Source organism: Gallaecimonas zhanjiangensis, from assembly GCF_057624825.1.
The window spans coordinates 1,210,747-1,227,002 of the sequence record NZ_CM172603.1; the positions used below are offsets into that span (position 1 = coordinate 1,210,747).

General features: G+C 58.4%; 16 protein-coding genes. 6 read left to right on the plus strand and 10 right to left on the minus strand.

Annotated features, from left to right (window positions below; translation table 11 throughout):
* Positions 1-2: 2 nt before the first annotated feature.
* Genes AC22G1_RS05685 through AC22G1_RS05700 form a run of 4 tightly spaced genes read right to left on the minus strand, consistent with a single transcriptional unit; the run spans position 3 to position 5,786 of the window.
* On the minus strand, positions 3-740 hold the full coding sequence (locus AC22G1_RS05685) for a 5'-3' exonuclease H3TH domain-containing protein (RefSeq protein WP_487315907.1): 738 nt from the start codon (positions 738-740) through the stop codon (positions 3-5).
* Positions 740-2,095: a nucleotide 5'-monophosphate nucleosidase PpnN gene (gene ppnN, locus AC22G1_RS05690; protein ID WP_487315908.1), complete on the minus strand. Its 1,356-nt coding sequence runs from the start codon at positions 2,093-2,095 to the stop codon at positions 740-742. The genes AC22G1_RS05685 and ppnN overlap by 1 nt, the downstream gene beginning before the upstream one ends.
* Before the next feature lie 2 nt (positions 2,096-2,097).
* Positions 2,098-3,633, minus strand: a complete 1,536-nt coding sequence (locus tag AC22G1_RS05695; RefSeq protein ID WP_487315909.1) for a GGDEF domain-containing protein — start codon at positions 3,631-3,633, stop codon at positions 2,098-2,100.
* Positions 3,630-5,786: a tetratricopeptide repeat protein gene (locus AC22G1_RS05700; RefSeq protein ID WP_487315910.1), complete on the minus strand. Its 2,157-nt coding sequence runs from the start codon at positions 5,784-5,786 to the stop codon at positions 3,630-3,632. The genes AC22G1_RS05695 and AC22G1_RS05700 overlap by 4 nt, the downstream gene beginning before the upstream one ends.
* Positions 5,787-5,878: 92 nt before the next feature.
* Here AC22G1_RS05700 and AC22G1_RS05705 point away from each other — a divergent pair, with 92 nt between their 5' ends.
* A complete protein-coding gene (locus AC22G1_RS05705; protein WP_487315911.1) occupies positions 5,879-7,663 on the plus strand; it encodes a M61 family metallopeptidase in 1,785 nt (594 codons plus the stop codon).
* 28 nt (positions 7,664-7,691) lie between these two features.
* Here AC22G1_RS05705 and queF read toward each other — a convergent pair whose 3' ends face one another.
* Positions 7,692-8,543 carry an NADPH-dependent 7-cyano-7-deazaguanine reductase QueF gene (gene queF, locus AC22G1_RS05710; protein ID WP_487315912.1) on the minus strand — a complete coding sequence of 284 codons (852 nt, stop codon included), beginning with the start codon at positions 8,541-8,543 and terminating at the stop codon, positions 7,692-7,694.
* A gap of 53 nt (positions 8,544-8,596) precedes the next feature.
* Here queF and syd point away from each other — a divergent pair, with 53 nt between their 5' ends.
* Complete coding sequence (gene syd / locus AC22G1_RS05715) at positions 8,597-9,109, plus strand: SecY-interacting protein (RefSeq protein WP_487315913.1); 513 nt, start codon at positions 8,597-8,599, stop codon at positions 9,107-9,109.
* On the opposite strand, the gene AC22G1_RS05720 is transcribed toward syd, so the two are convergent.
* The 5 genes from AC22G1_RS05720 to AC22G1_RS05740 all read right to left on the minus strand — a co-directional run bounded on the left by AC22G1_RS05720 (position 9,090) and on the right by AC22G1_RS05740 (position 13,174).
* Positions 9,090-9,860, minus strand: coding sequence for a Zn-ribbon-containing protein (locus AC22G1_RS05720; protein WP_487315914.1), 771 nt, complete (start codon positions 9,858-9,860; stop codon positions 9,090-9,092). The genes syd and AC22G1_RS05720 overlap by 20 nt on opposite strands.
* Positions 9,860-10,141 carry a hypothetical protein gene (locus AC22G1_RS05725; protein WP_487315915.1) on the minus strand — a complete coding sequence of 94 codons (282 nt, stop codon included), beginning with the start codon at positions 10,139-10,141 and terminating at the stop codon, positions 9,860-9,862. Before AC22G1_RS05725 ends, AC22G1_RS05720 begins: the two co-directional genes overlap by 1 nt.
* Before the next feature lie 42 nt (positions 10,142-10,183).
* Positions 10,184-10,414, minus strand: coding sequence for a DUF2789 domain-containing protein (locus AC22G1_RS05730; RefSeq protein ID WP_487315916.1), 231 nt, complete (start codon positions 10,412-10,414; stop codon positions 10,184-10,186).
* A 1,546-nt stretch (positions 10,415-11,960) separates the two neighbouring features.
* Positions 11,961-12,248: a DUF3301 domain-containing protein gene (locus AC22G1_RS05735; RefSeq protein ID WP_487315917.1), complete on the minus strand. Its 288-nt coding sequence runs from the start codon at positions 12,246-12,248 to the stop codon at positions 11,961-11,963.
* A complete protein-coding gene (locus AC22G1_RS05740) occupies positions 12,245-13,174 on the minus strand; it encodes a DUF3549 family protein (RefSeq protein WP_487315918.1) in 930 nt (309 codons plus the stop codon). Before AC22G1_RS05740 ends, AC22G1_RS05735 begins: the two co-directional genes overlap by 4 nt.
* Before the next feature lie 79 nt (positions 13,175-13,253).
* On the opposite strand from AC22G1_RS05740, the gene AC22G1_RS05745 reads away from it, so the two are divergent.
* Genes AC22G1_RS05745 through AC22G1_RS05760 form a run of 4 tightly spaced genes read left to right on the plus strand, consistent with a single transcriptional unit; the run spans position 13,254 to position 16,224 of the window.
* A complete protein-coding gene (locus AC22G1_RS05745) occupies positions 13,254-13,589 on the plus strand; it encodes a YqcC family protein (RefSeq protein ID WP_487315919.1) in 336 nt (111 codons plus the stop codon).
* The gene (gene truC, locus AC22G1_RS05750) at positions 13,586-14,347 is read left to right on the plus strand and encodes a tRNA pseudouridine(65) synthase TruC (RefSeq protein ID WP_487315920.1); all 762 of its coding nucleotides are present in this window, start codon (positions 13,586-13,588) and stop codon (positions 14,345-14,347) included. The genes AC22G1_RS05745 and truC overlap by 4 nt, the downstream gene beginning before the upstream one ends.
* Positions 14,347-14,796 carry a flavodoxin gene (locus AC22G1_RS05755; protein ID WP_487315921.1) on the plus strand — a complete coding sequence of 150 codons (450 nt, stop codon included), beginning with the start codon at positions 14,347-14,349 and terminating at the stop codon, positions 14,794-14,796. Before truC ends, AC22G1_RS05755 begins: the two co-directional genes overlap by 1 nt.
* Positions 14,797-16,224: a PTS transporter subunit EIIC gene (locus AC22G1_RS05760; protein ID WP_487315922.1), complete on the plus strand. Its 1,428-nt coding sequence runs from the start codon at positions 14,797-14,799 to the stop codon at positions 16,222-16,224.
* The last annotated feature ends 32 nt before the right edge of the window (positions 16,225-16,256 follow it).

The window sequence follows — 16,256 nt, forward strand, 5'->3', positions numbered from 1 at the left end:
TGCTAACCCCTTCTCAAATCGGACAAACCAAAGGGCAGAGGCAGGTCGCCGCGCAAGGTGGCCAGGGTTTTGGCCAGTAACGCTGCCTTGGCGTCGGCCTTGACCTTCAGCACCGCTTTGTCATCAGCCTCTGATGCCAGTATGTCAGCAAGATGACGGTATTGCCCAAGGAGCTGGGCCGCGGTTTTGGCCCCGACACCACTGACCCCGGGCACGGCGTTGGTGCTGTCGCCGGTCAGGGCCAGGTAGTCGGTGAGCTGCGAGGGGCTGATGCCCAGCTTTTGCTGCCAGTGCTGGGCGCCGAGAAACTGGCGGCCAAAGGGGTCGTATTGCACCACTCCGGCGTCAAGGAGCTGGGCATAGCCTTTGTCGGTCGAGACCACCGCCACCGCCACGTTGTGGCTGCGGGCGGCCAGGGCGGTGCTGGCGATAAGGTCGTCGGCCTCTTCGGCTTCGGGGAACCAGCTTTTGAGACCGCTTTTTTGCCAGGTGGCGGCGATGTCGCCGAGCCTTGGCACCAAGTCTTCTGGCATCGGGCTGCGCCCGGCTTTGTACTGTGCAAAATGCTGGTAACGCCAGGACGGCGCCTTGCCGTCAAACACCGCCAGGGCATGGCTTGGCTCCAGCTCCTTGGCGATGCGCTGCCAGGCGCCATCGCAGGCGGCCACCACCTGCGCGCTGTTGGCAGCATGCAGGCGGCGGATAAGGTTTAAAGCATCAATCAGAACAAGACGGGGCATTAGCGTTGGGCGATTTTATAGCAGGGGTGGTAGGTGCTGCCGGGCAGCTTCATGCGGCCTTGAAAGACAAAGTCTTTTAGGAGTTTGTCCATGTCGGCCATGATTTTCGGGTCGCCGTCGATAACAAAGGGGCCGTGTTTTTCCACCGCCTTGATGCCTTGCTCCTTGACGTTGCCGGCGACAATGCTGGAGAACACTCGGCGCAGGTTGGCCGCCAAGGTCACCTTGCTTTGCGACGGGTACAGGTGCAGGTCTCGGATGCTGTCGTGGGTGGGCTCAAAGGGCAATTGCAGCTCGGGCTCGATTTTCAGCGACCAGTTGAAGTAAAAGGCGTCGCCTTCGGTGCGGCGATAGGCCAGCACTTCGGGCATGGCGGCTTTGAGATGGCGCGCTACCAAGTCGGCATCGTCGATGATGATTTGGTAATGGTTGGCGGCCTCAGGCCCCAAGGTGGCGCGGATAAACTCGTCGAGCTTGGCAAAGTAGCTGGCGCTTTGCTCGGGGCCGGTAAAGATAACCGGCAAGGCCTGCTTGCGGTTCTCCGGGTGCATCAGGATGCCGAGCAGGTAGAGAATTTCTTCGGCTGTCCCCACGCCGCCGGGGAAGACGATAATGCCGTGAGCCATGCGCACGAAGGCTTCAAGGCGTTTTTCGATATCCGGCAAAATCACCAGTTCGTTGACGATGGGGTTGGGGGGCTCGGCGGCGATGATGGAAGGCTCGGTAAGCCCCATGTAGCGGGCGCCGCCTACCCGTTGCTTGGCATGGCCGATGGTGGCGCCCTTCATGGGCCCTTCCATGGCGCCGGGGCCGCAGCCGGTCACGATATTGAGCTCGCGCAGCCCCAGCTGATACCCCACCTCGTGGCAGTAGTCGTACTCCACATCGCTGATGGAGTGGCCGCCCCAGCAGACAATCATGTTGGCTTCGCTGCTGGGCCTTAAGGCGCCAGCGTTACGGAGCATGGCAAACACCAGGTTGGTGATGTGGCTGGCCTGGGTGAGATTGAGGTCTTGGGTGTCGATGCGGGACGACACATAGAGGATGTCCCTTAGCACCGAGAACAGGCTTTCGTGGATGCCGCGAATAAGCTTGCCGTCGACAAAGGCGTCGTCAGGCGGGTTAATCAGTTCAAGCTTGACGCCCCGCTCGCGGCGCAGCACGTTGACCTCGAAGTTCTTGTATTTCTCTAAGATCTCTTTGCTTGAATCGGTCTGGCTGCCGGAGTTGAGTACCGCCAGGCAGCAGTTGCGGAACAGTTGGTAGATGCTGGAGCGGGAGCTGGCCTTGAGGCTGTCCACTTCCAGTTGCGACAGCAAGCTCATGCTGCCGATGGGACTGAGTTGTACGATCATCCTTACTCCCTGGAAAGGATCACTACCTGGTCGCGGCCGTTGTTCTTGGCCTGATAAAGACCCTGGTCGGCGCGTTCAAAGGCCACCATGGGTTGCTCGGCGGCATGCACTTCGGTCGCCCCGATGGATACCGTGACCCTGACACTTTCGTCTTTGAATTTAAAGGGGATATTGCGAACCGCCTCGCGAATCTTGGTGAGCGGGCGGTGTAGGTCGGCTTCTTCGAGTTCAGGAAAGAGAATAACGAACTCTTCGCCGCCGAAACGGGCGATAAAATCGGTGTCGCGCAGGCTACGGCGGATGGTGTGGGCAATCACCCTTAAGGTTTTATCGCCGGCGATATGGCCGAAGCGATCGTTGATGTCTTTGAAGTGGTCCACGTCCAAAATGGCCATCCACAAGGGGTGGCCAAAGCGTTGCAGGCGTTTGTGTTCGGCCAGCAACCGCTCGTCAAAGGCGGCGCGGTTGGGCAACTGGGTGAGGCTGTCGCTGAGGCTGTCCAGGCGCTGCTGGGCCAGCTGATTGCGAAACTGCTCGGCGCGGGTTTCCAGGTCGGCAACCTGTTGCTGCAGCTCTTCGAGGCGCAGGCGCTGCTCGTCAAAAAGCCCTGCCTCAAGTTGCATTTTTTCCTGCCACAGGCTGCTCAGTTGCTCCATGGACTGGCCGGCCTGTTGCAGGTTATTGGCGTCAAGACCGCTGGTCAGCTCGACCAGCAGGTTATCAATGCGGCCATTAATGACCTGCTGCTGGCGATTGCCCAGGTGGTGCTCGCCCAGGGTGCGGGTGGTGCGCTGGTGCAGATCCTTGAGGCTGTCGCTGGCCAGTTGCAAAAACTGTTTGGCCTGGCGCCGCTCTTTATCAAGCACCTTGATCACCACCTGCAAGAATTCGATGGTCAGATCCAGCAGCCCGTCCTGGGTGATGGGGGAAAGCAACTGGCGGCGTATCTGGTGCAGCTCATGGTCGGCGCCGGAAAGATTCAGGCTTGATACCATGGCGACTAATTGGTCCACCATGGCTGCCAAGGCATCGTTGCCAGCGTCGCCTTCGGGTTGGCGCCGGTGAAGGGTAGCCACTTTTAGCAGCAGGCTAAGGGCTTCTTGGGTGAGCGGCAACAGCCGATAGAGACTCACCCTGGGTAGGTGCAAGTCGCTTATCAGGGCCTTTAGCTGGCGGCGAAGTTCCCCAGGTAGGCCGTTGATTTGATTGAGTTGTTTAAGGGTGTCGTTGAGACTTGCCTGCCAGTTGGCGAGGCGCTTTTCGTATTTGTCCTGTTGCAGGCCCAGCTGATCGCTAAGGCCAGCCAGTTGCCCTTGGCTGCGGGTGAGCTTTTCCGGGGTGAGCATCAGGTTAGAGAGGCGCTGCAGATCGTTATCCAGATCTGGGTCCAGGCCAAACGACAGATGACAGGTACGGCGCAGTAACTGGCTTACCAGATCAAGTTGTTCAAGCAGGGCACGGTTTTGCTGCTCCTGCAGGCGAAGACCGACAGACAACGATTCGGGCGATTTGCCATCCATATCAACAGGGTCACTCATACAATGGGCTGAGCCTCTTCTACTGTTGGCCAGTTTACCTTGAAAGTTTCCTGACGGGCAGCCAGCTGTTGCAAACGCTGGGTCAACTCTCCATAAGGTAGCCCCACAACCTTGACCGTGCCGTTTTGCATGGCCTCACCCAGGCTCTCTCTGAGCGGGTCGGCCATGGCTGAGGGCAGGGTGCAGCTTTGGCCAATCAACCACAGATCGCTAAAAGGTTTGTCGATGCAGCCAAGGCTTAGGGTAAAGAGCAAGGTCTCGAACACGGTCATGGCCGAGCCCACCCGCGGGTGATAGGGCAGCAGCGGCAGCAAGGTGCCAGCAAAGCACAGCTCTTTCATGTCCAAAAAGGTGTCTTTGGCGGCCAGGCCGATGGCCTGGCGCAGCCGCTCGGTGAGCAGCATTTCCTTACCGGCAACCGGGCTTGGCAGTACGAAGAGCAGGTAATCCCGAGAGGGCTGGACCATCATCCGCGCTTCGGGTAACAGGTTTTGCAGCTGTTTGGCAAAGCGGCGAAGCTCTTGGCGGCTTTGCTCAAAACCGTAGGTTTCGTAGGCGCTGGCCATGCCGGGCAAATTACACAAAATAGCAGCAAGGGGCTGATGGTCTGGTTTGGTGCTACCGGTATTGGTGACATCCATGGCTAGGCGCAGCTCGCCCAGCAGTTTGTCCCCTTCGTTTAAAAAGCCCTGCATGCTTAAAAAGCCGCTGGCCGGATGCAGAGCCACTTTGTCCTTGCGTGGTTTAGCTGGCCGGCGCCGGCGAGTCAGCAGCCATGTCAGGGCGATGCCCACCAGCAGCCCTACCAGCCCGGCGAGTGCCATTATCCAGGGCGGCATACCGTCTTCGTGAGGCTTGGGGGGCGCCGGTGGCGCCACCACTTCAACGGTAACCGGCTGGCGAGGGGCGTCATGTACCGGCAACGCTACCACCGCTTTGGCCATCTCCAGGGCCGCTTGGTATTTGCCTTGGCGCTCGTAAAGCGCCACCAATTTGTTCATGGCGTCCAGTTCTAACTGGCGTTCGACGGTGGGGTTTTTGCGGGCCCCATCCAGGGTGGCATTGAGCTCAATGGCGGCTTTGTCGTCCTGCTTTTTATCTTCATAAAGCAGTGCCATTTGGTAGTGGGCGCGGGGCAGATACAGGCTGAGATTATGGGCCTGCATGGTAGCCATGGCGCGGCTTAGGAAGTCTTGGGCCTTTTTAAGGTTACCCATCTGGCGATAGGTTTGGCCGATGTCCAGCATCAGTCGACTGGCGGTAAGCTGCCAGTGCAACTGGTTGGCGATATCCAGGGCGTTGTAGAACTGCACTATGGCGAGGTTGGTTTTGTTCTGGGCCAGCATCATTTGGCCCAGGTAGCGAAAGGTCTCAGCAGTGTCGGCCTTATCGCCTTGTTGCTCAAACAGCGCCAGGGCATCCATCAGGTTTTGCTCGGCCTGAGGGTATTGGCCCAATTCCAGGTAAATCATGCCCTGGCGGCTAAGAGCCCGGCCTTGGCGCTGCTTTTCGCCCATTTGCTGGGCTTCGAGTTCGGCTTCTTTTAACAGTGTTAAGGCTTTTGCCGAGTCGCCCTGGCGCCGGGCAAGGGCCGCTTCCAGCAGTTTAACGTCGAGGTAGGTGCCGTTGCTGCCCCCTAGCTTGGCAAAGCGGTAGCTGTCACCAATCAAGGTTTTGGCTTTGGCCAGATCGCCGCTGAAAGCATAACTATTGGCGGCATAAGCGGTGATCTCGGCGCAGTAACGGTAGGCCGCCATCTGGCTAAAAGGCCGGCAGTAACTCATGGCCTCTTCCAGCAAAGGTTGGGCGGTGTTGCTATCGGCGTGCTGCTCCATGGCCACCGAGGCGCGAAGAAAAGCGTAATCGGCTTTAAGCAAAGGGGTCGTCCCCTCTGCTGCCAGGGTTTTAAGCTTCTCCAACGCTGCTGAAATGTCTGTGTTTTGCGGGTTCTCTTTTAGCTCAGCCCAGCTTTTAAGAAGCAGCGCCTGAAAATACAGGGCCTTGGTGTTGGGGTCGGCCAGGGTGTGCTCAGCCAGCGCCAGGGCGGCGGCGGGATTTTCCGACACGTCCAGGCGGGCGTCCTGAAGTTCGTCGGTAGTGACGGCCAGCGCCGGCAGGCTGGCCAGCGCCAGGCAAAGCAGTAGCGTTCTCATGTCCGTTTTGTCGTTATCCTGCTACCGGCGGTCGAAGCGCCGTTGTGTGTCTTGGCACAGTTGCTAACATAACCTTCATATTCAAAAACATAATGACCAAGAGACGCCATTACATGAAACCTCTTTTTGCCATTTTGTGCGCCGCTGCCAGCCTCTCGGCCCAGGCCGACGTGCAATATCAGATGACAATCACAGATCCGGCTCACCACCTGGCCCAGGTAGAGATGACCCAGGCCAAAGGGGCGGGCAAGGTGGATTTGATGATGCCTGCCTGGCGTACTGGTCGCTACCAAATCCTTGATCAGGCTGACACTTTACGTGCCGTTACCGCCAGCATAGACGGCCAACCGGTGGCTATCGAGAAAATCGACAAGAGCACCTGGCGGGTGATGGCAGAGCAAAGTGGCACCCTCAAGGTCAGCTACCAGCTCTATGCCAATCGCCTGGGTGAACGCCTGCACCATATCGACGACAGCCATGCCTTTATCGACGCCAGCGGCGCCTTTCTTTACAGCGCTGCCACCCGCCAGCAGCCGGTAACGGTGGCGCTGAGTGTGCCTAAGGGCTGGCGCTCTGCTTCCGGTATGGAAAAAACCGGCGAGCACAGCTTCAAGGCGGCCAACTATGACGTACTGATCGACTCGCCCATCGAAACCGGTATCCAACAGGATTACGCCTTCGGCGCTGGCGGCAAGGACTACCAACTGGTTATCTGGGGCGACGGCAACTACCAGGGCCAGCAAATGGCCGACGATCTTAAAAAGATGGTTACCGCCAGCCAGGCCATCTGGCAAGGCTACCCCTTTGACCGGTACCTGTTCATGGTCCATGCCACCAGCGGTGAGCGCGGCGCCACCGAGCACTTCAATTCCACCATTATCCAGACCAGCCGTTACAATTTTGCGCCCCGCGAAGCCTACCTGCGCTTTTTGGGGACCGCCGCTCACGAATTTGTGCACACCTGGAACGTCAAGGCCTACCGGGGAGAGGGCCTGGTGCCTTACGACTACCAGCACGAGAACTACGCCACCCTCTTGTGGCTGGCCGAAGGCTCCACCAGTTATTTTCAAAACCAACTGCTGCTGCGGGCCGGTTTGATGAAGCCGGAGGAATACTTCAAAGTGCTGGCCGGCAGCATCAAGGCGTACCGGGCCAATCCGGGCCGGTTTAGCCAGTCGGTGTCGCAAGCCTCCTTTGACAGCTGGATAGAAAAAGGCGGCGATTACGGCCACAACTTCAGCGTCAATATCTACTCAGAAGGGGCCTTGGTGTCCTGGCTGCTGGATGCCGACCTTTTAAGAACCACTGCCAATAAGGTCAGCTACCGGGACCTGCACCAGCGCCTTTACGCCAAGCACCGCATCCCTGAGACTTTTAACGACCAGACCCTGCTGGACGAGCTGAAAAGCCTCTCCGGTAAGGACTACAGCGCCTTTTGGGCCAAAAAGGTCAAAGCGCCGCTGGGGGATATCGATTTTGACGCGCTGCTGGACCAGTTCGGCCTCAAGCTCGACGCTGGTGACCAAGCCCTTTTTACCGGCCTGACCCTGGATGACAAAGGCGCGGTGCTGGGGGTGGAGAAAGACTCTCCTGCCTGGCAGGCGGGGCTGAGCGATGGCGATATCCTGGTGGCCCTCGATGGCCTACGCCTGGTGCCCGGCACCTTGGAGGAGCGCCTCAAAGCCCATAAGGCCGGCGACAAGGTCAAACTGACCCTGTTTCGCCGCGACGCCCTGCAAAGTCTGGAGGTAACCCTTGGCGAGCGCCCGGCCGAGTACAAGGTGGTACCGGTCAAGCATCCTTCCCGCGCCCAGAAGGTGGCGTTTAAGGCCTGGCTTGGTATTGACCTGCCGGCGCCGGATGCCAACAAGGCCTGATAAAAAAGCCCGCGTAAAGCGGGCTTTTTTATTGGCGGGGCAGGCGGGGATTGCTCATCAATACCGGCTCGCTGGCGCGCCAGGGGTTGATGTCGAGACCGCCGCGGCGGGTGTACCGGGCCGATACCAGCAGAAACTCGGGGGCCAGGCGACGGCTTAAATCCATGTAAATGCGCTCGACACATTGCTCGTGGAATTCGTTGTGCTGGCGAAAGCTGATGAGGTAGCGCAGCAGCTTTTCCCGGTCTATTTTCGGGCCGCGGTAGTGAATTTGCACCGAGCCCCAGTCGGGCTGGGAGGTAATAAGGCAGTTGGATTTAAGAAGGTGACTGACCAGCTTTTCTTCCACCTGCTCAGCGGCGCCCAGGCCGTCGAGCAGCGCGGGGTTGAACTGGTAGTCGTCTACCTCGATATCCAACTCGTCAATGCACTGGCCATCAAGGTCAGCCAAAGGCATGGCGGCAAGGTCTGCCGGGCCGTACAGGCTGACCGACGCCTTGCCACCGGCGGTGGCGCTCAGGTCTGCCTCCAGGGCCGCTTTCACTGCATCTGCGCTTTCAAAACGGGTCTGGTTAAAGCTGTTGAGGTAGAGCTTAAAGGACTTGGATTCAACCAGATTGGGGCTGGTGGCCGGGAAGCGAAACTGCGCCAGGGCCACCACCGGTTTGCCTTTGGCGTTGAGCCAAGACAGCTCATAGCCGTTCCAGATGTCTTCGCCCACAAAAGGCAGGGTATCGTCAAGGGCCAGGCTGTCGCGGTTGAGGCTTCTTGGCACGGCGCGAAGCTGGCTTGGATCGTACTGGTCCTGATACTGGCTGGTTTTGCCCAGCGGCAGATCGGCAAGCTCATGGGCGCCGTCATAAAGGGAGTTTTTTGGCATTGGCGTTGGCCTTGGCTAAACTGGCCTGCCATTGTATCCAAGAGCCCGCCCCGATGGACAGCCTAAGCGCCCTTGAACGCCTCTTTAGCCGTATCCCCCAGGACCACGATTGCTGGCGCTACCAGCCTGACCCCGACTGGCCGTCTCCCTGTGAAGGCGACGGGCGCTGGCAACCGGTAAAGCGCGAACCTGCCGGCGATTTTGCCAATGTCGAGAGCGCCCTTGAGCTTGAACTGCACCCCAGCATCAAAGCCTATTTCAGCCATTACTTTATGGAGTACCTGCGGGTGGGCCATCAGCGTGGCGAAGTGCAGCTGTTAGGTGCCTGGAATGCGCAGGACTTTGAGCGATTGCAGCAAAACATCATTGGCCACGTGCTGATGAAGCGGCGCCTAAAGCAACCGGTAACGGTATTTTTTGCCTGCACCGACGACGACAACTTCATGCTCAGCATCGACAACCAAAGTGGCGAGGTGGTGCTGGAGCCGGTGGGTAAAGAAGCTACCGAAGTCTTAGCGCCGTCCCTGGCCGCCTTTCTCGACAGCCTTACTGAAAATCCCAGCTGAGATTGGACACCAGCCGGCAGTCGTCGCATTTAAAGTCGATGATGCCGTGCAGGGTTTCGGCTAGTCGCCAGGGCTGGCTGCAGCCAGGGCAGGGGCGCTGCGCTTCGGCCTCCTGGCTCTCGCCGCCCACCCGGTACAGATAGTAATAGGTGGGGATCTTGGTCAGGTACTCGAGGCGTTTGGCAAAGTCAGTGCCGCGCCGGCCAAGGGGGCTTTTGGGGTCACCCAATTCAACCAGCGCCGCCTGTTCGGCGCTGACACCGTTCATCTGCAACTGATCGCATGCCATCCAATCGTCTTGCCAGCGCAGCAGCAGTTTATGGTCGCCGTTGGCGATAGCCGGCACCCGGTAAAGGGGAATAGGCGCCAGGGTTTCGCCGCTGCGAAGCGGGCTGCAGTTGTGCACAAAGGTGGCGTAGAGCAGCTGCCAGCTAGGTGGTTCTGGCTCGGCGGTGGTGTCGGAAAACAAGTCTCGCCCCAGCAGTTTGACCCGAGGTTGGGTCAAACCCGCTTCACCCAGTTTCTTCAGGGCATGGCGCCCGGCCGGTGACAGATGGCGGCTGTGCAGGCTGTCAGGTTCGGGGCACACCACCCGCAGGTTGAGGCTGCCGTCTTTTATCCAGGTGGGCAGCTCCCGGCCCAATACCTGGCCCTGATGGCGCCAGGCGTCAAAGACGCGCATCACCGCCCCTTCTACCAGGTGCACGGCGCTGTCTTCATACAGATCAAAGGTCACGTCAACCAGGTACATCACGCATCCTTGTCTGCAAAGGCGATGCCGTGGGCGGCTAGAGCCGCCTGATATGGGGCCAGTTGGGCTGCCACGTACTGGGCTATCCAGGCTTGCTGGGCCGGTGTGAAGGGCGGAGGAGGGGGAGTATCGGCAACCTCGGCGATGTTGCCACCCTGCAACGCCCTGATGATGGTGGGCAGCGGCACGGTGCTGGTCAGCCTGGCTTTAACCAGGGCCAGGGTGGGCTTTCGCCCTTCTGCCTTGATGGCAGAAATTACATCGCTCAGTTCACGGGACATGGCAAGGCTCCTCCGTTCGAAGGAGCCCTATGATCCACAAATTCAGCGCAAACGCACGTTCAACTCATCAATAGGCTCGGCCCAGTCAGAGTCAGCCTTTAGCCCCTCACGCAGGAAGCTGGCCTGTGACTTGCTCCAAAACGGCGCATCGGCCAGGTTGGTTCTGGCGTTCAGGCCCTGGTGAGTCGCAATAAATTGCTCAATATCGTCGTGGCTGTCGGGTAGGCCCAACTGCGCAAAAAGCTCGCGCAAGTAATGTACCGGTTGTTCCATGGTGCTCTCCTGCAAAGGCTCTTCTAGCCAGTGTAATCCCACAAAAGGCAATTGATACCTTGTTGTCAGCATTGCTGCTCGGGAAATTATGGAAAAACTTTGTAAGCCATATCTCACAAGGGGTGGGGTTTATTCCGCTTTTCACTGTCGGTTAACATCGGCACCTGCTTTTTGAGGCCTATTTAAATCAATGGATTAGGCTTTTGTTGCTGATTTTTTGTTCTTGCGCTGTTAAGCCAGTGCTTGGCAGGCTTGCTTGTTATCAAAGCCTGCTCGCGTATTCTTATCCCTGTCGACAGGACGTTGGCAGCAAGGACGAAAGCAAGGAAGACACCGCAGGACGCGGTAACCATCAGGAAGATGTGGCGGGACAGGAGTCTGGCCAGGTAAGGATACCGAACGGAACATCGGCAGGACGCCGTTAATAAGGAATGCCCAAGGATTGGGAGCATCAAGGAACGATGCAAGGAGCATACAGCGCAAGGAATCGACACCGAGCCGCTCTTGGCCGGGATGGGGAGACCCGTCCCGGCCACCTTGTTTCTGGTGCTTGGTAAATTTCCTGCTCATCCCCCCTCTACAGGCAGTCGCCTTCTTTACCCGCAGTCTTGTGCGAGATCTCTTACAAAGCTAGGGGCAATCTCCGTATTTAGTAGCGTGCTTCATCCCACTTCAATTTTTTATTGTTTTATAAAACAGCCATTTGTTGTTTTTATACGCGTTAGCTTGCCTGAGTCATTGGTGTTTTTCTGTTCGTTACCTGCTTGTTATCAACGGCCCAGACGCTAATCTAGACACTGTCAGATGGATACTGACAAGGACAAGCAAGGAAGAGGTCATCGGGATGATGACAGGCCTCAGGAAAGAGGTGGCGGGGCAGGACGCTTAGCCAGGTAAGGATACCGAAAAGGACCAAGGCAGGAGCCTTATTAAAGGAAATCCCAAGGATTGGGAGAATCAAGGAACGATGCAAGGAGCATAAAGCGCAAGGAATCGACATCCAAGCCGCTCTTGCCGGGAAGAGGTTACCTCTTCCCGGCTTCTTGTTTTTGGGGCCTTGTCATCGAACCAGGGTGCCCTTTGTTTGGCTGCTTAGCTTGTTTTTTAACCGCGCCTTTACCTTCTTCCCCCTTCCTTTGTGCGAAATGGCTTACAAGGCTGTGCGCCTTTTGGGGTTTGAACCGGGTGTGATGTCGGCGAATTTTTTATAACGTTTTGTTTTTATTTGAAATAGTATTTTTTCTTAAAGGTTCGCCATGGCTGAGATGGGGTGTGGAGGCGTTGTTTCGGCCGGGAATGACAGTAAACTTTATTACGTGGCTAGGGACAGACCACAAGGATAAAACCAAGGTTGGTAAGGAACAGGAACACGCTTCACGGATGAAGATGGTGGGCAGGACGCTGGCCAGGCAGGATGCCGAAACAGGACTGCGGTAGGACACCGAAAGGGAAAGGCAAGGAAGCCGGAAAGGACGCCAGAAAAACGGATTTTCTTTTTAGTTACGCGCCGGGCAATGGAATGTGCCCGGCGCGCCTGTTTTTGGCGTTAGATATCCCGCATTACCGGCCACTCCACGCTCACGATCTTCCTACCCTGCATCTCAAAGACAGCCTGATAGCGGGTATCCGCCGACTGGCTAAAATCCAGGGCGTAGCGGTGAATAAGGCCGCCTTTGCCCAGGCGCCGTTTGACCAGCGCCACTTCCAGCAGTTGCAATTGCTGCTGTTTGCACAGATTAGCCGCCGCCAGGCGGGCCCATTCTTCTTGTTGGCGCAGGCGCCAGAAAATAAAGAGCCCGATAGCACAGGCCAGCAACCACAGTAATTCGGTCAAAAGAGCCTCCCAATGGCTTGGCCCAGGATGTCGGAGCGCGCTGGGTCGCGCAGTTTGGCCAGCAGCTGGCTGCGAAGCGCCGGTATCATCACAAGGTCTGCAAATAGCGCCTGAAAGTGGCGCCCGTCATCACAGCGGGCCGCCGCTTCCAAAAAGCGACCAAGGCGGCTGTTATCGGTAAGGGCTTCCCAAAGCCTGCCTGCAACCACCAGCAGCGATTGAATATCCCCAAGTGCCAGCAGTTTATCGGCCGCTTCAGCCTGTAGCGGGCTTTGGGCTAGCGCACGGGCAACAGGCTGGGGCAGGGCGTCAAGGCGCTGCCACAAGGCCTCTGCCAGTGCGGCGTCAATGGGGTAGTTTTCCAGTTGGATGGCAATTTGCGCCAACACCGGCGCAGGGGCTGTGGCAACAAATGCAATGAAATGCGCGCTTTGCCGGTCTCTTGCTACCAGATCGGCCAATCCCTGCAAACCCAGGCGCTGCCAATCGTCAAGCTGGCCACGGGCAAAGGCGGCGGCCTCTTCGTAGAAGAGCGAAGCGCCCTCGCCCAAATACAGCCGTGCCTGGCTATGAAAGGCGGCCCGCTTTTCTTCGCTGGGCACAAAGGTGTAGGGATTGTCCGGCAGGGCGTCCTGGCCTTCTTTCATAGCAGCCAGCACTTGGGCCATAAATTGCGCAGCCTGGCCTTGGTTTATGAGGCCCTGCTCGTCAAGCCCTAAGCGCACAAACCAAACGTAAGGCTGCTCTTTCCAGAACAGAATGCCAAGCCAGGCTTGGCGCTGCAGCGGAAAAGGATAAGGAGCCTGGCCGCTGGCGTAGCGTTCGAAGTCACTTTGGGGCAAGGGGCTGACGCGCCGGCCAAGATCAAAGACCTGATAACGTGCGCCGCTAGCGGCCAGAAAATCGGCCAGGTTGTGAAGTTCCATGGTCGGGCTCTTAACGGAAAAAGGGGCATTATAGGGAGCCTGGCTTTGCTATCCTAGACGCCCTTGCAAAGGAGTCGATATGAGCGACAAACATCAACAGGCGCTGCTGCTGCTCGAGCAAATCGAAATGGAGATGCGCCTTCAAAAATTGTGGGCCCAGCAACACCCTGGTGAGCAGGCTCTGGCCAGCACCGAGCCCTTTGCGGTGGATACCCTGGATTTCGAGCAATGGGTCCAGTTTATCTACTTGCCCAAGCTTAAATTCTTGATTGGCGAAGACCAGGCGCCCAGTAATGTCAGCGTTTGCCCCATGGCCGAAGAGTCCTGGCGCCACCACGGCTCGCGGCTGGTGCCGCTGCTGGAATTGATAGCCGACCTCGATGAACTTTTGAGCGGGAAACGCGTTCGCGAATGATGCTACCCATCTGTTATCAAGACGAACACCTGGTGGTGATAGACAAGCCCGCCGGGCTGCTGGTGCATCGCTCTAAAATCGCCAGCGGCGAGAAGCTCTTTGCCATGCAGCTGCTGCGTGACCAACTGGGCCAGCATGTGTTTCCGGTTCACCGGCTGGACAGGCCTACCTCGGGGTTGCTGCTGTTTGCCCTGTCTAGCGATGTTGCCCGCCAGCTCACCACACTTTTTACCGAACGCCAGGTCAAGAAAAGCTACCTGAGCCTGGTGCGCGGCTGGGTCAAGGATGGGGCAGTACTCGATTACCCGCTGGTGGAAGAACATGACGCGGTTATGGGCCAACCTCGCCTGGAAAAAAGTGCCCAGGATGCGGTCACCGCTTATGCACCCCTGGCCCATGGTGAACTACCTTTTGCCGTTGGCCGCTACAATACCGCCCGTTACAGCCTGATGAGCTGCTCGCCCAAAACCGGCCGGCGCCACCAGCTGCGCCGCCATTTTGATCATCTGCGTCACCCCATCATCAACGACACCACCCACGGTGACGGCAAACACAACCGTTTTTTCCGTGAGCAGATGGCCTTTAACGAGTTGGGGCTGCGCGCCTGGCGACTCTCTTTTACCCATCCGGTCACCGGCAGCCAACTGGACATCAAAGCGGGCTTACCGGCAAGCTGGACCGAATTATTCAATCACTTTGGCTGGGACAGTCAGGCCGTGATGGCCAAAGCGGCTGCCTGGCATGAACAGGAAATCTAATGGCCATTATCCATCTGGTGTGCGGCACCGTGTACGGCGCCGCTGAACAACTGGCACAGACCCTTGAAAAAAAACTGAACGACAGCGGCCATCAGGCTGTGCTGTTTGCCGAGCCTACCGTTGCGGCAGTGATTTACGACAAGCCCGATGCCTTGCTGGTGGTCACTTCCACCACCGGCCAGGGGGATATCCCGGACAACCTGGTACCGTTTTTCATCGAACTCAAAAATACCTTCCCGCTGCTTAGCCAATTGCCCTACGGCATTATCACCCTTGGTGATTCGAGCTATGGTGATACCTACTGCGGGGCTGGCAACCAGTTTGAAGAGCTGCTCGAAGAGCTGGGCGGCAAGGCCCTACTGCCACGCCTTAACATCGACTCTTTGGAAACCCTGGAGCCAGAGCAGGACGCCTTACCCTGGCTTGCACAATGGAGTGCCGCGCTCTAAGTGAGAAAACACCTATTCGCAAAAGCCCAGCGCTTGGGCCAAGCCTTGATGCTGCCGGTGGCAATTTTACCGGCGGCAGGCTTGGTGCTGGGCCTTGGCGCGGCGGCACCCGGCTGGTGGTCCAGCGCCGTTTCGACCTGGCTTTATCAGACCGGCGATGCGGTGTTTGCCCACCTGGGGCTACTGTTTGCGGTGGGGGTGGCCACCGGCCTTAGCCGTAACGATGGCAGCGCCGCCCTTGCCGCTGTCATTGCCTATCTCATCACCAATGCCGGCCTCGACGCCTTTGCCGGCGGCCCGGTGGATACCGGCGCCGCCGGTGGGGTAGTAGTCGGGCTGATGGTGGCCTACGTGGCCTCATTTAGTCGCCATTGGCAGCCACCGGCGGCGCTGGCGTTTTTCTCCGGACCTAGGCTGTTGGCGGCCCTTATCGTGCTACCGGCGCTGGTGTTGTCGGCAAGCTTGGCCACCGTCTGGCCTACCTTATCCCACTGGATAGCCCAGTTTTCCCATTGGGTGTCCGACGGCGACCCGGTGGCGGCCTGGGGCCTTTATGGCGTGGTGGACCGGCTACTCTCCCCCCTTGGCCTTCAGCACATCTGGAACGTGCCCTTTTTCACTGAGTCCGGTGGTGTGTGTGTGCTGGATGGGCAAATCTTGCCGGTGGGGCAAGATGCCTGCTACGGCAGCTGGATCCGCGGTGAAGTGCGGCGCTTTTTGGCCGGTGACCCTACCGCCGGGCACCTGGCTGGCGGGTATCTGACCAAAATCGTTGGCCTGCCGATGGCGGCCTTAGCCATTTGGCTACGGGCGACGCCAAGTAACAGGGCCAAGGTAGGCGGCATCATGCTCTCCGGCGCGCTGGCCTCCATGGTCACTGGGGTGACCGAGCCGCTGGAATTCGCCTTTTTGTTCGTGGCGCCGTCCCTGTACGTCTTTCACGCCATCATGAACGGCCTTGCCTTCGTGCTCTGCATCCTGCTGGGAGTGCATCATGGCATCAGCTATTCCCAGGGGCTGATTGACTTTGTGGCCTATTGGCCGCTGGCCAGTCACCTTGGCCCGCTGTTGTGGCTGGCGCCGCTCTGGGCCGGGCTGTATTTCGTGGTGTTTTACGTGGCCATTGGCGCCTTCAAGCTGCCCACCCCGGGGCGGGCCGAGGCGCCGGTGCAAGAAGCGGTACCGGCAACCAATCAGGTGGTGGCCGATGCCCTGCTGGCAGCCCTTGGCGGCAAGGAGAACCTGCTACAGGTGGATGCCTGTATCACCCGGCTGCGGCTGCAAGTAGCCGACCCCGGCATGGTGGACAAAAAGGCCTGTCGGCGCCTTGGCGCCAACGGCGTGTTGGTGATTGGCCAGGGGGTGCAACTGGTGTTTGGGGTGCGGGCGGCCAGTTTGCGTGACGCCCTGCATCGGCAGTTGGCATAAAAAACAAGCGGCATAAAAAGGCAGCCCTCGGG